30 protein-coding genes are annotated in these 14,746 nt (G+C 70.3%); 5 read left to right on the forward strand and 25 right to left on the reverse strand.

All coding sequences use genetic code 11. The features are described from left to right. Positions 1 to 4: 4 nt before the first annotated feature. From AB0L89_RS10955 to AB0L89_RS10975, 5 genes are all read right to left on the reverse strand, one after another. Positions 5 to 214: a hypothetical protein gene (locus AB0L89_RS10955; RefSeq protein ID WP_365137775.1), complete on the reverse strand. Its 210-nt coding sequence runs from the start codon at positions 212 to 214 to the stop codon at positions 5 to 7. Next, entirely contained in the window at positions 211 to 414 is a 204-nt protein-coding gene (locus AB0L89_RS10960; protein WP_365137778.1) for a hypothetical protein, read from the reverse strand. The genes AB0L89_RS10955 and AB0L89_RS10960 overlap by 4 nt, the downstream gene beginning before the upstream one ends. Continuing rightward, complete coding sequence (locus tag AB0L89_RS10965) at positions 411 to 1,331, reverse strand: hypothetical protein (RefSeq protein ID WP_365137781.1); 921 nt, start codon at positions 1,329 to 1,331, stop codon at positions 411 to 413. Before AB0L89_RS10965 ends, AB0L89_RS10960 begins: the two co-directional genes overlap by 4 nt. 100 nt (positions 1,332 to 1,431) lie before the next feature. Continuing rightward, positions 1,432 to 1,590, reverse strand: coding sequence for a hypothetical protein (locus AB0L89_RS10970; RefSeq protein ID WP_365137784.1), 159 nt, complete (start codon positions 1,588 to 1,590; stop codon positions 1,432 to 1,434). Further along, positions 1,587 to 1,853 (reverse strand): hypothetical protein, encoded by a 267-nt coding sequence (locus AB0L89_RS10975; RefSeq protein WP_365137787.1) that lies wholly within the window; start codon positions 1,851 to 1,853, stop codon positions 1,587 to 1,589. The genes AB0L89_RS10970 and AB0L89_RS10975 overlap by 4 nt, the downstream gene beginning before the upstream one ends. Before the next feature lie 150 nt (positions 1,854 to 2,003). Between AB0L89_RS10975 and AB0L89_RS10980 the strand changes: the two genes are divergently transcribed. Continuing rightward, positions 2,004 to 2,261 (forward strand): hypothetical protein, encoded by a 258-nt coding sequence (locus tag AB0L89_RS10980; RefSeq protein WP_365137790.1) that lies wholly within the window; start codon positions 2,004 to 2,006, stop codon positions 2,259 to 2,261. A gap of 467 nt (positions 2,262 to 2,728) precedes the next feature. Beyond that, a complete protein-coding gene (locus AB0L89_RS10985; RefSeq protein WP_365137792.1) occupies positions 2,729 to 3,202 on the forward strand; it encodes a hypothetical protein in 474 nt (157 codons plus the stop codon). A 958-nt stretch (positions 3,203 to 4,160) separates the two neighbouring features. Here AB0L89_RS10985 and AB0L89_RS10990 read toward each other — a convergent pair. Further along, the gene (locus AB0L89_RS10990) at positions 4,161 to 5,288 is read right to left on the reverse strand and encodes a Fic family protein (RefSeq protein ID WP_365137795.1); all 1,128 of its coding nucleotides are present in this window, start codon (positions 5,286 to 5,288) and stop codon (positions 4,161 to 4,163) included. 223 nt (positions 5,289 to 5,511) lie between these two features. On the opposite strand from AB0L89_RS10990, the gene AB0L89_RS10995 reads away from it, so the two are divergent. From AB0L89_RS10995 to AB0L89_RS11005, 3 genes are all read left to right on the forward strand, one after another. Beyond that, the gene (locus tag AB0L89_RS10995) at positions 5,512 to 5,724 is read left to right on the forward strand and encodes a hypothetical protein (protein ID WP_365137798.1); all 213 of its coding nucleotides are present in this window, start codon (positions 5,512 to 5,514) and stop codon (positions 5,722 to 5,724) included. A 27-nt stretch (positions 5,725 to 5,751) separates the two neighbouring features. After that, positions 5,752 to 6,219 (forward strand): excalibur calcium-binding domain-containing protein, encoded by a 468-nt coding sequence (locus tag AB0L89_RS11000; RefSeq protein ID WP_365137801.1) that lies wholly within the window; start codon positions 5,752 to 5,754, stop codon positions 6,217 to 6,219. Positions 6,220 to 6,294: 75 nt separating this feature from the next. After that, the gene (locus AB0L89_RS11005; RefSeq protein WP_365137803.1) at positions 6,295 to 6,507 is read left to right on the forward strand and encodes a hypothetical protein; all 213 of its coding nucleotides are present in this window, start codon (positions 6,295 to 6,297) and stop codon (positions 6,505 to 6,507) included. A 161-nt stretch (positions 6,508 to 6,668) separates the two neighbouring features. Here AB0L89_RS11005 and AB0L89_RS11010 read toward each other — a convergent pair whose 3' ends face one another. The 19 genes from AB0L89_RS11010 to AB0L89_RS11100 form a co-directional block, all read right to left on the reverse strand. After that, on the reverse strand, positions 6,669 to 7,382 hold the full coding sequence (locus AB0L89_RS11010; protein WP_365137806.1) for a hypothetical protein: 714 nt from the start codon (positions 7,380 to 7,382) through the stop codon (positions 6,669 to 6,671). Positions 7,383 to 7,475: 93 nt separating this feature from the next. Next, positions 7,476 to 7,631, reverse strand: a complete 156-nt coding sequence (locus AB0L89_RS11015) for a hypothetical protein (RefSeq protein WP_365137809.1) — start codon at positions 7,629 to 7,631, stop codon at positions 7,476 to 7,478. Positions 7,632 to 7,633: 2 nt separating this feature from the next. Continuing rightward, the gene (locus AB0L89_RS11020) at positions 7,634 to 8,434 is read right to left on the reverse strand and encodes a hypothetical protein (protein ID WP_365137812.1); all 801 of its coding nucleotides are present in this window, start codon (positions 8,432 to 8,434) and stop codon (positions 7,634 to 7,636) included. Then, positions 8,431 to 8,679 (reverse strand): hypothetical protein, encoded by a 249-nt coding sequence (locus AB0L89_RS11025; RefSeq protein WP_365137815.1) that lies wholly within the window; start codon positions 8,677 to 8,679, stop codon positions 8,431 to 8,433. Before AB0L89_RS11025 ends, AB0L89_RS11020 begins: the two co-directional genes overlap by 4 nt. Then, positions 8,676 to 9,101 carry a hypothetical protein gene (locus AB0L89_RS11030; RefSeq protein ID WP_365137818.1) on the reverse strand — a complete coding sequence of 142 codons (426 nt, stop codon included), beginning with the start codon at positions 9,099 to 9,101 and terminating at the stop codon, positions 8,676 to 8,678. The genes AB0L89_RS11025 and AB0L89_RS11030 overlap by 4 nt, the downstream gene beginning before the upstream one ends. Further along, positions 9,098 to 9,562 (reverse strand): helix-turn-helix transcriptional regulator, encoded by a 465-nt coding sequence (locus tag AB0L89_RS11035; protein WP_365137821.1) that lies wholly within the window; start codon positions 9,560 to 9,562, stop codon positions 9,098 to 9,100. Before AB0L89_RS11035 ends, AB0L89_RS11030 begins: the two co-directional genes overlap by 4 nt. Next, complete coding sequence (locus AB0L89_RS11040) at positions 9,559 to 9,801, reverse strand: hypothetical protein (protein ID WP_365137824.1); 243 nt, start codon at positions 9,799 to 9,801, stop codon at positions 9,559 to 9,561. The genes AB0L89_RS11035 and AB0L89_RS11040 overlap by 4 nt, the downstream gene beginning before the upstream one ends. After that, complete coding sequence (locus tag AB0L89_RS11045) at positions 9,798 to 10,394, reverse strand: hypothetical protein (protein WP_365137827.1); 597 nt, start codon at positions 10,392 to 10,394, stop codon at positions 9,798 to 9,800. The genes AB0L89_RS11040 and AB0L89_RS11045 overlap by 4 nt, the downstream gene beginning before the upstream one ends. 2 nt (positions 10,395 to 10,396) lie before the next feature. Continuing rightward, positions 10,397 to 10,696: a hypothetical protein gene (locus AB0L89_RS11050; RefSeq protein ID WP_365137830.1), complete on the reverse strand. Its 300-nt coding sequence runs from the start codon at positions 10,694 to 10,696 to the stop codon at positions 10,397 to 10,399. 71 nt (positions 10,697 to 10,767) lie between these two features. Beyond that, entirely contained in the window at positions 10,768 to 11,262 is a 495-nt protein-coding gene (locus AB0L89_RS11055) for a hypothetical protein (protein WP_365137833.1), read from the reverse strand. A 95-nt stretch (positions 11,263 to 11,357) separates the two neighbouring features. Continuing rightward, positions 11,358 to 11,651, reverse strand: coding sequence for a helix-turn-helix domain-containing protein (locus AB0L89_RS11060; protein WP_365137836.1), 294 nt, complete (start codon positions 11,649 to 11,651; stop codon positions 11,358 to 11,360). Then, positions 11,648 to 12,469: a FaeA/PapI family transcriptional regulator gene (locus AB0L89_RS11065; RefSeq protein WP_365137839.1), complete on the reverse strand. Its 822-nt coding sequence runs from the start codon at positions 12,467 to 12,469 to the stop codon at positions 11,648 to 11,650. The genes AB0L89_RS11060 and AB0L89_RS11065 overlap by 4 nt, the downstream gene beginning before the upstream one ends. A gap of 84 nt (positions 12,470 to 12,553) precedes the next feature. Further along, positions 12,554 to 12,904 (reverse strand): hypothetical protein, encoded by a 351-nt coding sequence (locus tag AB0L89_RS11070; RefSeq protein WP_365137842.1) that lies wholly within the window; start codon positions 12,902 to 12,904, stop codon positions 12,554 to 12,556. Further along, positions 12,904 to 13,110, reverse strand: a complete 207-nt coding sequence (locus AB0L89_RS11075) for a helix-turn-helix domain-containing protein (protein WP_365137845.1) — start codon at positions 13,108 to 13,110, stop codon at positions 12,904 to 12,906. Before AB0L89_RS11075 ends, AB0L89_RS11070 begins: the two co-directional genes overlap by 1 nt. A gap of 32 nt (positions 13,111 to 13,142) precedes the next feature. Beyond that, positions 13,143 to 13,496, reverse strand: coding sequence for an HU family DNA-binding protein (locus AB0L89_RS11080; RefSeq protein ID WP_365137848.1), 354 nt, complete (start codon positions 13,494 to 13,496; stop codon positions 13,143 to 13,145). Further along, positions 13,493 to 13,732: a hypothetical protein gene (locus AB0L89_RS11085; protein ID WP_365137851.1), complete on the reverse strand. Its 240-nt coding sequence runs from the start codon at positions 13,730 to 13,732 to the stop codon at positions 13,493 to 13,495. The genes AB0L89_RS11080 and AB0L89_RS11085 overlap by 4 nt, the downstream gene beginning before the upstream one ends. Continuing rightward, positions 13,729 to 14,043: a WhiB family transcriptional regulator gene (locus AB0L89_RS11090; protein ID WP_365137854.1), complete on the reverse strand. Its 315-nt coding sequence runs from the start codon at positions 14,041 to 14,043 to the stop codon at positions 13,729 to 13,731. The genes AB0L89_RS11085 and AB0L89_RS11090 overlap by 4 nt, the downstream gene beginning before the upstream one ends. Then, the gene (locus AB0L89_RS11095) at positions 14,040 to 14,489 is read right to left on the reverse strand and encodes a hypothetical protein (RefSeq protein ID WP_365137857.1); all 450 of its coding nucleotides are present in this window, start codon (positions 14,487 to 14,489) and stop codon (positions 14,040 to 14,042) included. Before AB0L89_RS11095 ends, AB0L89_RS11090 begins: the two co-directional genes overlap by 4 nt. Next, on the reverse strand, positions 14,486 to 14,737 hold the full coding sequence (locus AB0L89_RS11100) for a hypothetical protein (protein WP_365137860.1): 252 nt from the start codon (positions 14,735 to 14,737) through the stop codon (positions 14,486 to 14,488). The genes AB0L89_RS11095 and AB0L89_RS11100 overlap by 4 nt, the downstream gene beginning before the upstream one ends. Positions 14,738 to 14,746 lie beyond the last annotated feature (9 nt).

Consider the following 14,746-nt stretch of genomic DNA (forward strand, 5'->3'; position numbering starts at 1 on the left):
GGCCTCAGTGCAGGAGGGCCGCGGCGGCGATGCTCGCGGCGGTGGTGGCGGTGAGGGTGGCGGCCGGGCGGCGGTGGCCCTGGAGGAGGGCGGCGGTGGCGACGAGCGCGGCGGCCGCCTCGGTGGCGGTGGCGGCGGTGGGGTTGGCGAGTCCGGCGATGACGCATAGGTGCCAGGCGTCGGCGATGTCGGTGAGGACGGTGCGGTCGGTCATGGCAGGAGTGCCTCGATGAGCTGGCCGAGGGCGGCGAGGATCAGGCAGAACCCGGCGAGGGTGACGGCGAAGACGCGGACCGTGGTGGTGAGCCAGTGCGGGTCACGCCCGCCCCAGGTGGCCACGGTGATGCCGAGGGCGAGTGCGACGGTGGAGACGCAGACGAGGGCGAGGACCAGCCCGCCAACGGCGGTCATCACGCGCCCTTCCGCTCGCGCGCGATACGGCTGAGAGTGCGGACGACGGTCGAGCGCGAGACGCCGTCACCGTGGACGCCCCGCACGTAGGACGTGATCTTGTCCTTGTCCTGCATCCCGGTGGACACAGCTGTCCGGATCGTGTCCGCGATCGTCTGTCCCGGCGGCGCGATGGGGCGGAGGTTGCCGCGTGACCTGCTGTCCTTCGTGTCCTGCTCGCTGTCCAGGACAGCACGGACAGTGTCCTCGTCGGCGTCGACACCGAGGATGTCGAGCTGGTCGAGGATGTCGTCGAGGGTGGCGTCCGGGACGGTGTCCAGGACGGCCCGGACAGCCGCCCGGACAGTCCTGTGCGCGCGCCCCCTCCTGTCCTGTCCGCTGTCCTGCTCGTCGGCCTGGAGGGGGTCGAGGAGGTCGAGACGGACGCCGACGGCGGCGCGCAGGGTGCTCCACGACCGCCCCGGGTACATGACCCAGCCGAGGGCGGGGATGTGCGGGAGCCGCTCGGCGATCAGGCCGCGGGCGGCACGCTGTTCGTCGCGTACGTCGCGGCGGTGGAGCTCGAAGAGGAGCTCGACGCCGGCGGACAAGGAGGCGAACCCGGCGGCGGCGGGAATGCCGCCGATGGCGTGGCCGTGGTTGAAGTTGAGGAGTCCGGCGACGCCGACGAACGCGAGGAGCGCGAGGCGGGCGAGGCCTGCGGGGGTGCCGCGTTCGACGGCGCGGCGGGCGTAGGTGGCGCAGATGAGTCCGGCCGCGTCGAACATGACCGAGAGGGGCCAGGCGAGCCACGGGTGCATGCCCCAGCGCATGAGCTGGCCGGAGAGCGACCAGGCTGCGGCGGCGAGGAGCATGGAGAGGACGAGGGCCCATGCGAGGCGGATGGGCTGGGAGAGGCGGCGGCCGTTGCCGGTGGTCATCGGGACCTTCCAGGCGTCGTGGGTGTCAGGGGGCGGCCGACGGAGGCCGCGGGCCTGCTCAGGACGAACAGGACCGCGGCCATCGCGCGGGCGGGGTGCTTTACGCGCGCCGCCTCACTGCGTCCTGCTGGGCCATGCGGAGGCAGACGGCGGCGGCGTCTGCGTAGTCGTCCTGGCAGGCCTCGACGGTGGCGGGCTTGGCGATGATCTGGTTGGGCTGCGGGGTGAGGTCCGGCGGCTCGGGCTGCTGCTCGCTCATGCGCTGACCGCCGATCGGTGCATGGTCCCGGTGGCCGCGTCGGCGAGGACGCGGGCCAGGTGTTCGCGGGGGATGCGGTGGTTGAGCGGGGCGCGGCCGGTGATGACGGCGGTGAGGCGGTGGGTGTCGACCCCGATCACACAGGCCAGCGCGCTGACCTTGTGCGGCTGGTCGGGGTTGTAGTCGGCGGCGCGCATCTGGGTGCGCAGGCGCAGTACCTCGGGGGGCGGGGGCGGGGCAGGGCTCTGGTGGGTACGCTCCATGGCGGACCTGCTCTTTCGTCGCAGTCAGAAAGGGTCCACCCCTCGGCCCGGCGCTCCAACGCCACATGGGCCGAGGGGTTTTCCCGTTACCGAGTACGACGCTAGCGACTTCCTTGCCATATGGCAATGAAGTCGAGAGGATGATGCCCCATGGCCGACGAAGAAGGGGGGCCGGACATGGTCTCGTTCCGGGAGTTGGCCCGACGCCTGGTCAGTGACGGCGTCGTCGAGCGGATCACGCACCAGCGGATCTCGCAGCTTGCCCGCGAGGATGCGGATTTCCCGCCGGTCGTGCCGGTTGGCCGGTCGAGCGCGGTCGACTACCGGAAGGCGCGCCCGTACTTCGCCAACCGGAAGTCGCGGCAGGGGCAGCGCACGGACCTGAAGAGGTCGGGCCCGGGGGCGTAGCGATGGATGATCTCATGCAGCAGCTCGACGAAGAGTGCGATGAGACGCTGCCCTGGCGGCAGCCGAAGCCGTGCGCGACGAAACGCGGCCCCGAGGTGCGCCACTAGGGGCCTTTATTGCTACAGCAAGTGCTATGACATGACCTTTCGGACATTTGCGCCGCCGGAGCGCGCCCGGGTTCGCACGCTGTGACCCGACGCGCGCCACCCCCAACCGCCGGGCTACCTGCGGCTCTTCGGTGAAACCTGCGACATGGCGAAGGGGGACGCGGTCAGGGAGGGGTGATTTTCCGCCACGGCTTGGAACATGCCGTTGGCATATGCGATCGATCGATGGCTAACGTCTAACCACCCCCGGCGCAGCGCTGGGGGTGCGGGCCCCAACCACGTTGACACGCATGGTTTCTCAGGCCAACGCGCGTGTCAGAGGTGGGGTGCCCGCACCGTTCTACCCAAAGGGTCATCATAGTGAATCGTCGCCATATTCGAATCGGCGCCATCTCGGCCATAGCGGCCCTCGCGCTCGGCGTGGCAGGCACGGCCGCCGAGGCCGCAACTCACGATCACCAGACAGCAACCGTCCGTAGTTCGGTGGAGTCGAACTCCGATCGAGCGTTGCTCGCCTACCTCAACTCCCCTCACGGGCAGTCGTTGCTGAAGGGCTCGGGGATTACCCAGGCGGATCTCGCGGCATCGTCCAACACGCACTCGCCCGACTCCAAGGGAATTATCGACAGCCTCAAGAAGAAGGCACTGAAGAAGGCTTGGGACTCTCTTCCGGATAAATGGACGAAGCCCCTCGAAGCCGCCGCCAAGAAGGGTAAGGGCGCTCTCAAGAAGGCGTTCAATAAGCTCCCCAAGAGCGTCAAGAGCGTCCTAACTGTTGGAGGCACTATCGGGCTTGAGAATCTCATCGACTGGCTGTACGACCTCATCGTCTGACGAGGTCGGCCGATAGCGTGTGCGCCCCATCGTGGGCTTTCTCGGGGCGCACACCCCGCTTGGGATTGCTGTGACACGAAGGGGTGCCTCGCGGATGACCGACGAGAAAAGCGTCGAAGGGTCGAAGGATGGTTTCAGCTCGACCGAATATATAGCCCCGTATCTGGGTCTTTCTGTCGCCAGATACTGCGCTGAGAGAAGTGCCGAGCAAGGCAAGCCCGTCATCTATTGGATCTGCCTCGCTATCGTGGCTTTGTCCGGACTGTCTGCGGTGGCCCGAATCTGGCGTATGTGGAAAGCGCACAAGCGTGCCCGACAGTCTTGGTGGGTGCGGATAATTGGCGGCCTGCTCGGCTTGGTGCTCCTCTACTCCGTGTATCGCGTCCTAAACGCTCTCCCCGATGTCTTCTAACTAAGACCGCCTCGCTCTGTTTCCTGGGACGCTTACAGGAGCGGAGCATCGCGGCACCGGCGGGTGGATCGAGGCCGAAAAGCAGCGCGAGGCCGAGCGGCTCCGGGGCGAGCAGCGCCCGCCCGCCCCGGACTGGCTCATCGGGCAGGGCCTCGCCGGACGCGATGCGGTGTATGTGCAAGTCGACTGCCACATGGCGGGCAAGCGATCCCGCGGCGTCGGCCAGGACCAGGCGTGCCGCGCCGTGCACGGGGGCGTCGACGCGCGCCCGCTACTGTCGGCCGGACACGGCGCTCGGCGCGCTGGAGTGAGACGAGCCGCCCGAGCGGGGACTCGGCCCGTGGACTCTGCATATGGGCATATGGTTCTGCCCGGCACCCTTCTTCGGATGCGCCGCGAGACGAAGCGGGTGACGCTCGACGTATGACGAGCGCCCGATACCCGCAGGGCTCCGGCGGCCGGCGGGTCAACGTGCGCGGGGAGATAGTCGGTCGCGAGTCCTCCTGCCCTGGTAGGGCGGGAGGGCTCGCGATGTGATCGCCTGGATTAGCCGTTAGCCACCAGCGGCATGAAGGCGCGCAAGCGGTCGATGCGGGGCTGGACTGTCGTTACGGTGCCGCGCTTGTGCTTGGCCAGCAAGTCCATGGCTTCGAGCGCGTTGACATCCCGAGTCACCGCCTTGTCTTGCTTGTCTGCGTACGCCAGCGCGAGTTGGGGGGTCAGTTCGCGGATCGAGGCCTTGGTAGTCCATTCCCCAGGGGGCAGGCTCAGGATGAGCAGGCGCTGGCGTGTGCACGCAGGGGTGTGCTTGTCGCGGAATGCGTCGTGAACGAAGTTCACCCAGGTCACCCCCAGCTGCTGACTCTGGATCTCCTCGATCTGCTGGCGCAGACCATCGACGAGCCCCTGCAGCGCGTACTCAATGAATCCGCTGACGCTGTGGGGTGTCACCTCGCTGGTGCGGCGCAGCTCCCGGTAGTACGCGCTGCGCGTCTTGTTGTAGTGATCCGCAAGAACGTGCGCTGCAACGGTCGGCGCACCGGAGCGCACCAAGAGCTGGAACTCAACGAGCCGTGCCGTGCGGCCGTTGCCATCCTCGAAGGGGTGGATCCAGGCGATGTATAGGTGGGCGAGGATGGCGGACAGGACGGCTACGGGCTTCTCGTACTCGGTGCCGAGGGTCGTCTTCCGCATTGCTTCCAGCCATCCGCAGAGGCGGTCGAGAAGGTATGCGCAGTCCTCTGCTGGTGCACCGCGGTAGTGAGAGCCGACAAGCACGCTGGTGGTGCGGATCCCTGGTGTGGCGTCGGCGTCTGCGAGGCCTTCGAGGACGGTCCGGTTGAACTCTTCGATGCGGTGGACGGTCAAGCTCAGAGGGCGTCGCTCCAGCACGTCGTCGACGATCAGGTTGTACCCGTTGATCACGTTGTCGATTTCCTGGCCGAGGTACTCCTGCGACGGGGGGAGGTTCAGCTCGTGGTCGACGCGCTGGCGTACCTGCTTCTCAGAGAGTGTGTTGCCCTCGATCTGGGTGGTCGCGTGAGCGCCTTTGGACAGGTAGATCCGGTTCAGTTCGCTGGCGACCGAGGGCTGGAGCGGGACGCCGGCGATGTGATCGAGCTTGGATACGGCTTCACCGACGAGCATCCAGCACTTGTGGTCGAGCTTCTTCAAGTTGAGCTCGAAGTTGATCCACGGGTGTGACTCTTCGTATGACCGCACGACTGTCCTCTAATTCTGTTGTATCTGCCCAGGTCAAGACACATTGAACAGATTGTGGGGCGCTTTTCTGTCCAGTCTACTGTTCGCTGCCTGAGTGGCAAGACAGGGCTTGGCCAGTCGAGGGACCGTGGATCTGCATGTCACCTCCGTCAAGGGATCGACGCACTCTGGAGGCATGGTCAGTGCACCGATAGTCGTTCACCCGCCGCAGGGCTCCGGTGGCCGGCGGGTCGCCGTGCGCGGGGAGATCCTCGGCCTCGCGCACAATGACGCGGATCTCCTGGAGTTCCTGCGCCGGGCGGGGCTGCCGGACGCGGAGGGGCTGCTCGATGATCCGGCGTGGGTGAAGTGGCGGGGCGGGCGCGCGCACCACTACGAAGCGGCATAGGCCCGTCCGGTCCCCCTGGAGGCGGCAATGGGCGATAGGCAGGGTTGGGGGAACTCCTGGAACCAGGGCGGAGCCAGACCGCCGCGGTCGGCGAGATCGCGCCACCGCCTGCCCGGGCCGTGGTGGCTATGGGGTCTGGAGGGGGTGCTCTTCGTGGCCTTGGTGAGCGTGGCAACGGTCAAGGACTCCGGGCGCCCTGAGCCCGCGCCCACCGTCACGATCACCGAGCCGGGACCCACCGTGACGGAAACTCGGGAAGTGCTGGTGCCGACGGTCCCGGAGACCGCCAGCGAACCGGGCGACGGCGCTGGAGAGACGACGCAGGCCCCGGCTGCGACGGCCGAGTCGAGCACGCCGCAGGATGTGTACTACGAGAACTGCGACGAGGTGCGGGCTGCGGGTGCCGCTCCGCTCTTTGCGGGTCAGCCGGGGTATAGCTCGGATCTCGACCGTGATGGTGACGGTGTTGCGTGTGAGCCGTATGCCGGACCTTGAGGGTTATCCACAGGCACATCCGTTCTCGCATCCCTCGCCTTACCGTGGCGCCTCTGTGGATCACAAGGGGGCGTTATGCACAGGGTGGAGCTCACGCGCACGGCCGACGAGGTGCTGACCGTGATGCCGGATGACGTGCACGAGGAGACACTCGCGCTCATCGACTCCGTGGCCGACTCCGCGGACGCGCGGCCAGGGCCGACCGTGGCGTTCGGGGCGTCGAGCTGGGTCACGTGCACCGTGTCCGGCAGCGTTGTCGAGGTGCGCGACGTCGGATGGACGGGCTGAGCCCGCGCGGCCTTACGGGCGGGAAGCGGCCCATGCCGCGATGAGTGCCGCGAGGAGCAGCCCCCAGCCCGTGAGCCGTGCCGCCAGGCGCCATCGAGCCCTCACGTCCTCCTCGTGCAACCTGCGTAAGAGCTCCTGCCGCTGCTCCTCTGGCGCCCGTTTCATGCCGCGATCACCTCTGCCTCGCTCCAGACCTGCCCGCACCCCGTGCAGTGCGCGAGCGGGGCGCGGCCTTCGCCGCCGTGGATGTCGATTGCACCGCCGCAATCGTGCGGCTGCTTCAGGGTGCGGCGTTGCGCGGCGATGTCGAGGGCCCGCTCGACCCGCTCGGCCGCGCCCGCGGCGACGGCGCCGATGCGGGCGCGCTGTGGGTCGGTGAGCGCGGTGAACGGACCGCCTTTCCGCTCGATGCGCGTGAGGAGCCACAGCGCGGCGTACGGCGCGGTGCGGTGGCCGGTGTAGCGCCAGCGTCGCGGGTCGAGCGCGTCCGCCCGCGCGAGGGCGTTACGGCGGGCCCGGTCGGCGGCCGGCCATCCCCGCGGGGCGTACGCCATCGGGGAGCGCTGCACCGTGGCGGCGGTCTGGTCGGCGCAGTCGACGAGGGCGGCCTCGACGGCGCGCATCGTGTCGAGGACGGCGAGACGTACCGGGGCGGGGCGTTCGCCGAGCTGGTCGGTGGAGCGTTCCAGGGAGCGGAGGTGCGCGGCCTGGTGGCGGGCGTGCTCCAGCTGCTCGGCGTCGAGTTCGTCGAGGCGGGCGAGGTAGCCCTTGAGGCCGAGACCGAACGCGCCGATCTGCGCGGGCTGGCCTGCTGCCTCGTGCAAGTCCGACCAGTGCATGGCGACAGTGCGGAGGTGGGTGGCGGTGGTGGTCATCGTGGCTCCGGGGTGCGTGGGGCGGTACGGTGATCAGCACCTGAGGGGCGTGCCTGGTCTGGGGAGATCGTGGGCGCGCCCCTTCGTCGTGTGTCAGTCGTCGGCGATGAGCAGGGTGGCGATGCCGAGCCAGGTGAGGACGGCGCCGATGACGGCGATGATCGCGGCCAGTTGACCGTCGGCGGTGAGGCCGTAGGTGACGCCTCCGCTGATGCCGCCGAGGACGATGCCGAGGAGGAAGAGCGGCATGGTCATTCCTCCGTGGCGGGCTGCTCGGTGACGGTGACGATGCGCTCCATCAGCCGGTGTTCCCAGCCCGGCTGCGCCCTGCGGCGGTCGGCGAGCCGGTCCAACGCGGTGGCCTTCGACCGCCAGGAGGCGCTGACGCCGGAAGGCCGCTGCCAGGGCTGGCTTGGGGCGGGGCGGGACTGGATGAAGTAGCTGGTGGGCTGCCCGCCTTCGGCGGGGGTGCGGTCGTGCGGGAGGGGCTGGCCTTTACGCATGGCGACCTGGCGGGCGCGGCGCTGGTTCTGATCCACGGGGGTCCTCCGAGGCCAGGTGATGGGCGGCTGGATGGCGTCGCGGAGTTCGAGGAGCCGGGCGTCCCACCAGCGGGACAGGCTCGTGCCGAGGGGCGGTGGCCCGGCTTTGGTCCACTGCTCGTGGAGGGTGATGACGCGGGAAACGGTCTGCTCGGCGCTGCTGTACAGGGCGGCGTACATGCGGGCGGACTTCCGGGCCTCGGCCGGGTCGGTCGCTGCTGGGTTGGGTGGCGCGGCGAGCAGCCCGAGGAGCTGTTGGGCGGCGGAGTTCCGTTCGCCGGGGCGCATCGGGCCTTGCCATTGTTCGGCGCGCTTGCGCACGCGCTCGATGGCGGCCTCGGCGTCTTCGGCTCGCTTCCGCAGCGTCTCCGTGCGGCGGGCCATGAGCTCCTTCGTGCGCGCGGTGGCGTCGTCGGCGATGTCGGCGCGACGCTCGGCCTGCTCAATGCGGGCGTACAGGGCGTCGAGCTCGTCGTCGGTGATCGTGTCGGCGGTGTGGCGATCGGTCATTGCGGGTCGCCCCCTTGGGTGCAGTGCGTGCTGGCGGTCTCGTGCTCCTTGCCGAAGAGGAGAGCGAGCCGCTGCTGGCGGTGGATGGCGTACTCCCGGCGGGCGCAGTAGGCGAGGAACGCGGCGCCGTACAGGCCGAAGACGGACATCCACCAGGTGGTGACGGCTCCGGTCCAGATGCCGGCGACGGAGAGAAGGACGGCTGTGGCGGTGAGGGCGTGTGCGTAGGTGAGTTGACGGGTCATGGCTGGCTCCCGTTGATCGCGCGGGCGACGGCGAGGGCGGGCGCGGCGATCTCGTCGCAGGGTCCGTTGTCGCAGCAGACGTAGCCCAACCGACAGTGCTCCGCTGCCGTGTCGAGCCAGTCGGCGAGGGCGAGGCCGACGGTGGGGTCCATGGCGGCGGCGTAGTCGGCGTGTTGGCCGTGCATGTACGACTGGTGAAGCTGCCTGCCACCACGGAGCAGGAGTGGCCACGAGATGCGGCGGCCGTCGTCGCGGGTGAGGTGGTCGCCGAAGAGGTAGCGGGTTCCGTCGTCGTTGTCGGGCCAGAGGGGAGCGGTGTGCCAGTGGGCAGTGGGTGTGCCGTCGTTGTCGGTGCTCGCGGCGGTGGCGAGGGTCCGCAGCTTCTCGGCGGCGGTGCGGAGTTCGTCGGTGGGGCTGGTCATGGGAACTCCGGGGTGTGAGGCGGGTCGTTGAGGTAGCCGTGGAGTCGGGCGCGGGCGACGGCGTGCGCCGCGGTGTGGACCTGGAGGAGTTCGTAGAGGCGGCCTCGGTGGGTGTTCACCGTGCGCAGCGGGATGCCGAGTTCGGTGGCGGTCGCGCGGGCGGACAGACCGCGGGCGAGCGCGTCGAGGACGGCCTGACGCTCGGGATGCAGTGGTTGCGGGGGCAGAGCGGGGGCGCGGCGGCGGGCGCCGACGTAGCCGTGCAGGACGGCGTAGTCGACGAGTTGGGGTGCGAGGTCGCCGTCGGTGATGCCGACGCTGCGGGCGGCGGCGCGGATCCGGGCGCGGACGGTGACGGCGGCGATGCCGAGGGCGCGGCCGATGCGGTCGTGGCTGTGGCCGACGGCGAGTCGGGCGATGACGTCGAGGTGGTCGCGGGTGAGGCAGAGGGTGAGCGTCATACCGTCTCCCGGTTGCGAGGCGCCGTGCGGGCGCTGGGGGCGCGGAGGCGGGTGCGGGCGAGGATTCGGGCGCGGAGGCGCCCGCGGGCCCAGGACGGGCGCACAGGGCGCCGTGTGAGGCGTCTCCAGGCCCACGCGACGACGGCGGCTGCGCCGAGGACGACGAGCGTGCCGAGCGCCGCGCCCACGACGACCCACAGGCCGAGCGCGCGGAGGAACGTGTCGAGAGCGTCGATCACGATGGCTCCGGGGCGCCGCGGTCGGCTTCCGTGTCTGCGCGGTGCTGCGCGGCGGGGCAATCGGCGTAGTGGCCGATCGGGGTGAACTCAGGGCCAGCGTCCGCGCACGTGCAGCGCGGCTCTGCCTGCTGCGCCTCGTCGGCCAGGCGGCGCAGCTCGGGGTTGTCGTCGAGCAGCTTCTCGGCAGCCGCGTCTCCGGAGGACTGCTCCAGGCGCCACAGGAAGTCCCGCAGGACGGCGGCCTGGTCGGCGGGCGCAGAAGGCGCGGCGGCCTCGGCGCGGGCCCGGCGGAGCAACTCGTCGAGCGCACCCGCCGTACCCGGATAGCCCTTGGCGATCACGAAGTTGCGCAGGTGCTCCGTCGGCATCTCGCTCTCGCAGGTGATGCCGCAGTACGTGTGATCGCCGCGGGCGTGGTCGCGTTCGGTTTCCTCGCGGTCGGCGCGCTGCTCGTCGGTCTCGGGCGGGTCGGTGTGCTGCCCGGCGCGGGCAGCGAGGTAGGCGCGGGCGTCGGCGACGGCCTGGCGGTCGCCGTCGGTGAGCGGGTAGTTCGGGTTGTTGCCGCAGGCGGGGCCGGTCGGCTTCTCGGTCATGGTCAGCTCCAAGAGATCGAGGTCGCGGGCGGGGCATCGTCACCACGAGCCCGACGCACGGCCTCGCGGGCTGCATCAGTGCCGCGCGCACTGTTGGCGGGCTGCTCGGGGTACTGCGGGTTCGGAGTCGCTGTGGCGGCGTCGGTGTGGATCGCCGCGCCGGGCGGCTGTGCGCAGACGCACGCGTTGCTGCGGCGTGCCTGCGTGTACGGGTGCGGGTGGCGGTGGGATTCGAGGTGGAGGCCGCAGCGGCAGTTCCCGGCGTTGCTGTGGGGGTCGGGGTCGTACTCGTGGGTGGGCATCGGAGTTCTCCGTGTGGTGTGGTGGGTGGTGCGGCGGCCCGTGGCTCCAACACGGGCCGCCGTCCTGCTGCTCACGCGCAGATCACGCAGCGGTGATCGGCGATCTCGTTGTCGCGGCAGCGGTCCACGCACCAGCGGCAGTACGGGGTCCCGCGGCGCTGCGCGCGGCCGTCGAACCGGGTGTCGGCCGGGTCGAACGGGGTCCGGCACTTCGCGCACGCCGCGGGCTGCTCGGCGGACGGCGTGCGGCTGTCGATGTCGGCGACCCACGCCGCGCACAACGCAGCGACCTGAACCAGCTCGGCGCGCAGCTTGGCCGGGTCGGACTCGGCGAGGGCCTCGTAGACCTCCTCCAGCAGGACCAGCGACCACTCGGGGCCGCTGTGCTGGGCTACGAACCTCTCGACGTCCTTGCGGGCTTCGTCGGCCAGGCCGACGTAGTGCTCGGCGCCGGTGCCGTCGGGGTGGTGCTGGTCGCCGAACTTGGTGATCTGCCGCTGGCGTTCGGCGTCGACCTCCTCGGCGAACTGGCGGACGCCGGGGGTGGTGAACAGGGTCGGGTACATCGGTGCTCCTTGGTTGGGGTCGGGATTCGTTGGGTGCGCGCGGCCTGGCCTGTATCCGAGTGCCGCGCGCGGTGGTGATGGCGTGGCTGTGGGTGTCAGGCGCTGGTGTTTTCGCGGTCTCGTGCGCGCCAGCGGTGGACGGTGCGGGGGGTGACGGCGAGGATGCGGGCGATCTCGGCGGCGGAGAGGCCGAGGTTGGTGAACTGTCGTGCGGCTGCGCGTTGTTCGTGGGGGCGGAGTCCGGGGGTGGCTCTGCGGTTGTGGACGGTGGTGTCTATGGCGATGGGGTCGGTGCGGGCGTTTGCTTCTCGTTGGCGTCGGTTGCGGCAGGGCTGGCAGCGGGTTCCGGTGGGGCGGTGGTGGCCGCAGCGGGGGCAGTGGTTGTTCATCCGGCTTCTCCTGTCTCGTGGTGGTGGGTGTCGACGAGGCGGAGTTCGGGGCAGTGGGTGTGGGTGGTGCGGCCGGGGCGGGCGATCATTGGTTTGCGGCAGCGGGCGCAGCGGACGAAGTCGTTCGGCGGGTCTGCTCGTGGTTGGTCTTGGTGATCGTCTTTGAGGTCGGTAGCCCCATCTACCTGAGGTTGGGGAACTGCCTCAGCCCGGTCTTGGGAGATCTCTTGGGTACTCCCTGGGTTGTTCGGGCCGCGGTGGCCCGAACCAATCGGGCCGCGGTGGCCCGAACTCCATCGGGCCGCGGTGGCCCGAACTTCGTCGTCCGTACCCGCGGTAGGTTCGGGCCGCGGTGGCCCGATCTGGTTCGGGCCACCGCGGCCCGAACTTTCGTCGGTGTCAACCCAGGGTGCCGATGCCTTCCCGGGCTTCCTTGCGGTCGCCGTGAGGTGGGCCTCGGCAGCAGTCCAGTCCGGCGCCGGGGACAGGAGAAGCACGTAGAGCGTCGCCACCCCACGCCGCCGCTCGCCGCGGATGCCGACCACTCCGGCGTGGGTTGCGGCTTCCAGGTATCGACGGGCGTCCTTCTCGCGTACGCAAGCCGCCTTGGCGATGTCCTGGATACGGATCGGCTTGCGGTCGCCGTGGAAGCGAAGCTCGCCGTTGGCGTTGGCCATGGCGCGCATGGCGTAGAGGAGCGTGAGGAAACCGCGCCGGAGTGCCGTCGGCATCTCGCGTGACCAGCGCCATGCCAACGCGTTGCCGTACGCGTGCGGCACGCTGCCGCTCGCGCGGGTCTCCTGCTCCTCAGTGCTCAACTCGGGCTTCTTTCAGTGATGTTGCGGAACCGTTGCGGCAAGATCCGGCGGCCGGGGCAGGCACTCGCCCGCCCCGGCCAGTGGTCAGCTCAGATCGGGGACACACAGCCAGCCGGGCGGCTCCAGCTCGGTGTTCTCGCCGTATCCGAGGGCCTGTACGGCGTTGACGAGCTGGAGATCCCAGTTCGCGCGCTGCTCGGCGGTGGCGGTGCTCGCGCGCCCGTACTCGCCGAGGGCGACCTCGTCGCACTTGGTGACGAGGAACAGCCGGTCGCGGTCGTAGTCGCCCGCGGACAGGTGCCCCACGTCCGGGCAGCGGTCCTTGACCGTGGCGAGCGCTTCGTCCATCCGCTCGGCCTCGGCCCATGCCGCGGCCTGGCTGTTCATCGGGATGTGGATGCCGTACGCGAAGTAGGCGGAGTGGTAGTAGCCCATCAGCGAGCCGCCTTGCGGGTGTCGCCGCCCGTGGGCCGCAGCTGCACGCCGGCCTCCAGGAGGAGGGCGCGGGCCGTGCCGTAGGAGCGGCCGATCTGCGCGGCGACGGAGCGGATCGTGCAGCCCGCGAGGTACAACTCCGTGGCCTTGGTCTGGGCGGTGGTGCGGGCGTCGCCGGTGAGGCGGGTGCCGGGCGCGTGGTCCATGTGCGGTGCCTTCCTGCGGAACGATCGGGTGATCAGTTGGTGGGGCGGGGGCGCTTCGTGATGAGCGCGGCCGCCGGGTCCTGCGCCTTGACCGCGTCCTGGAACTGCGGGCTGACGATGATCTGGAGCCGGTGGCGGCCGGGCACGGTCATGGGCTGGCCGGTCTGGAAGTTCCAGCCGTCGCGGGCGGGCTGCCAGACGGGCCGGAACGTCGCGAAATTGCTCACGGCGACCTGGTGGCCGCTGGCGACGGTGCGGGTGATGGCGTTGAGGACGGCCTCGACGGCGGCGCGTCCCTCGGCGTGGGTGACGCCGAGCTCCACGGCGACGACGTGGCCGAGGTCCTGCTTGGTGAGATCGGTGATGGCGCGGGCGGTGCTGGTCATGAGAGGCGTCCTTCGGCGTGGTAGGCGTCGACCGCCTCGGCGTGCTGCCGGGCGAGGGCGGCCTCGGCACACGTCTTGTGCGCCGGGGACCGCTTGCTGTCGCGGAGGTGGGTGTCGAGGCCGCAGTAGCGGCAGGGCTTGGGGGTCCAGGACCAGTGCGAGGAGTCGCGCCAGTCGAGGAGGGCGCCAGGGACGTACTCGGCGGGCGGTGCGCGGCGGCGCTGGCGGCCGCTCACCGCGACGCCCGGAGAGCGGCCCACCGGCCGGGGTTGCGGCGGTAGAGGCCCGCGCGCTGGCTGCCGGTGAGTCCGGCGCGGATGCCCCACCGGTTGTCGCGTCCGGCACGGCCTTCGAGGCGCATGGCGTCTTCGAGGCACTCGCGGATGACCGGGCACTGTTGGCAGAAGCTCTTGGCGTACAGCTCTCCCGCCTGCGCGCCCTTGCCTTCGGGGTACATGGCCTCGGGATCGACGCGGGCGCAGGCGGCGTCCTGGTGCCAGGTGGGGGCGCTGCTGATCGTGTCGGGGGCGTAGCGCGAGCCGCTCACGACTCACCTCCGAAGATCGCGTCGAAGGTGGCCTTGGTGCGCTCGCGGATCTGCCGGTCCTGGGTGTGGTCCGGGGCGACGCAGCCGTCCACGTCGCACGTCGGGGTGACGTGCCCTTCGGGCTCGCGGCCGTAGCGGAGACCGAACGCGATCCGGTACGCGGAGTGGATCCGGCCGCCGTGGCGGACCAGCGGACAGCCGCCGTCAGCGCGGGGTGCGCGGTAGCCCGTCCAGATCAGGTGTCCGCCGTCGATGGGCTGCGTGCGCCGCCAGAACAGGTCTTCCGGCGAGGCAGCGGGCTTTCGGCCCGGACGGGTCTTGGGCAGTCCGAGGGCCAGGCGGGTGCGGCGGACGGTCTTGTCGGCGTCCACGCCGAGCTCGCGTGCGATGGCGCTGTCGGAGAGGCCGGCGTGGAGCAGCTCGGCGACGTCGGCGCGGATGTTCACTGGTCACCTGCCGTGGTCGTGCCGCACGTCCAGCAGGTGCGGGAGGCGTCGGTGTGCAAGGCGTGAAAGGTGGTGCGCTGCTCGACACCGCAGAAGGCCTGCTCGTTGGCCTCGATGTCGCCGTCGGCGAGCAACTGCTCGACCTGGCCCTCGTCGAGGAGCCCGAGGAGTCCGTCGCGCGGGATCTCGTCGAGGCCGGCGAGCGGGGCGGGCTCGTCGTAGCGGTGGCGGCCGGTGGGACGGAACAACCCACGGAG

Source organism: Streptomyces sp. NPDC052114, from assembly GCF_040680155.1.
Classification (GTDB): Bacteria; Actinomycetota; Actinomycetes; order Streptomycetales; family Streptomycetaceae; genus Streptomyces.

Coding starts and splice junctions, on each gene's coding strand:
- AB0L89_RS10955 (WP_365137775.1), bottom strand. CDS start 214: ATGACCGACCGCACCGTCCTCACCGACATCGCCGACGCCTGGCACCTA.
- AB0L89_RS10965 (WP_365137781.1), bottom strand. CDS start 1,331: ATGACCACCGGCAACGGCCGCCGCCTCTCCCAGCCCATCCGCCTCGCA.
- AB0L89_RS10970 (WP_365137784.1), bottom strand. CDS start 1,590: ATGAGCGAGCAGCAGCCCGAGCCGCCGGACCTCACCCCGCAGCCCAAC.
- AB0L89_RS10975 (WP_365137787.1), bottom strand. CDS start 1,853: ATGGAGCGTACCCACCAGAGCCCTGCCCCGCCCCCGCCCCCCGAGGTA.
- AB0L89_RS10980 (WP_365137790.1), top strand. CDS start 2,004: ATGGCCGACGAAGAAGGGGGGCCGGACATGGTCTCGTTCCGGGAGTTG.
- AB0L89_RS10995 (WP_365137798.1), top strand. CDS start 5,512: ATGGTCAGTGCACCGATAGTCGTTCACCCGCCGCAGGGCTCCGGTGGC.
- AB0L89_RS11000 (WP_365137801.1), top strand. CDS start 5,752: ATGGGCGATAGGCAGGGTTGGGGGAACTCCTGGAACCAGGGCGGAGCC.
- AB0L89_RS11005 (WP_365137803.1), top strand. CDS start 6,295: ATGCACAGGGTGGAGCTCACGCGCACGGCCGACGAGGTGCTGACCGTG.
- AB0L89_RS11010 (WP_365137806.1), bottom strand. CDS start 7,382: ATGACCACCACCGCCACCCACCTCCGCACTGTCGCCATGCACTGGTCG.
- AB0L89_RS11015 (WP_365137809.1), bottom strand. CDS start 7,631: ATGCCGCTCTTCCTCCTCGGCATCGTCCTCGGCGGCATCAGCGGAGGC.
- AB0L89_RS11020 (WP_365137812.1), bottom strand. CDS start 8,434: ATGACCGATCGCCACACCGCCGACACGATCACCGACGACGAGCTCGAC.
- AB0L89_RS11025 (WP_365137815.1), bottom strand. CDS start 8,679: ATGACCCGTCAACTCACCTACGCACACGCCCTCACCGCCACAGCCGTC.
- AB0L89_RS11030 (WP_365137818.1), bottom strand. CDS start 9,101: ATGACCAGCCCCACCGACGAACTCCGCACCGCCGCCGAGAAGCTGCGG.
- AB0L89_RS11035 (WP_365137821.1), bottom strand. CDS start 9,562: ATGACGCTCACCCTCTGCCTCACCCGCGACCACCTCGACGTCATCGCC.
- AB0L89_RS11045 (WP_365137827.1), bottom strand. CDS start 10,394: ATGACCGAGAAGCCGACCGGCCCCGCCTGCGGCAACAACCCGAACTAC.
- AB0L89_RS11050 (WP_365137830.1), bottom strand. CDS start 10,696: ATGCCCACCCACGAGTACGACCCCGACCCCCACAGCAACGCCGGGAAC.
- AB0L89_RS11055 (WP_365137833.1), bottom strand. CDS start 11,262: ATGTACCCGACCCTGTTCACCACCCCCGGCGTCCGCCAGTTCGCCGAG.
- AB0L89_RS11060 (WP_365137836.1), bottom strand. CDS start 11,651: ATGAACAACCACTGCCCCCGCTGCGGCCACCACCGCCCCACCGGAACC.
- AB0L89_RS11070 (WP_365137842.1), bottom strand. CDS start 12,904: ATGGGCTACTACCACTCCGCCTACTTCGCGTACGGCATCCACATCCCG.
- AB0L89_RS11075 (WP_365137845.1), bottom strand. CDS start 13,110: ATGGACCACGCGCCCGGCACCCGCCTCACCGGCGACGCCCGCACCACC.
- AB0L89_RS11080 (WP_365137848.1), bottom strand. CDS start 13,496: ATGACCAGCACCGCCCGCGCCATCACCGATCTCACCAAGCAGGACCTC.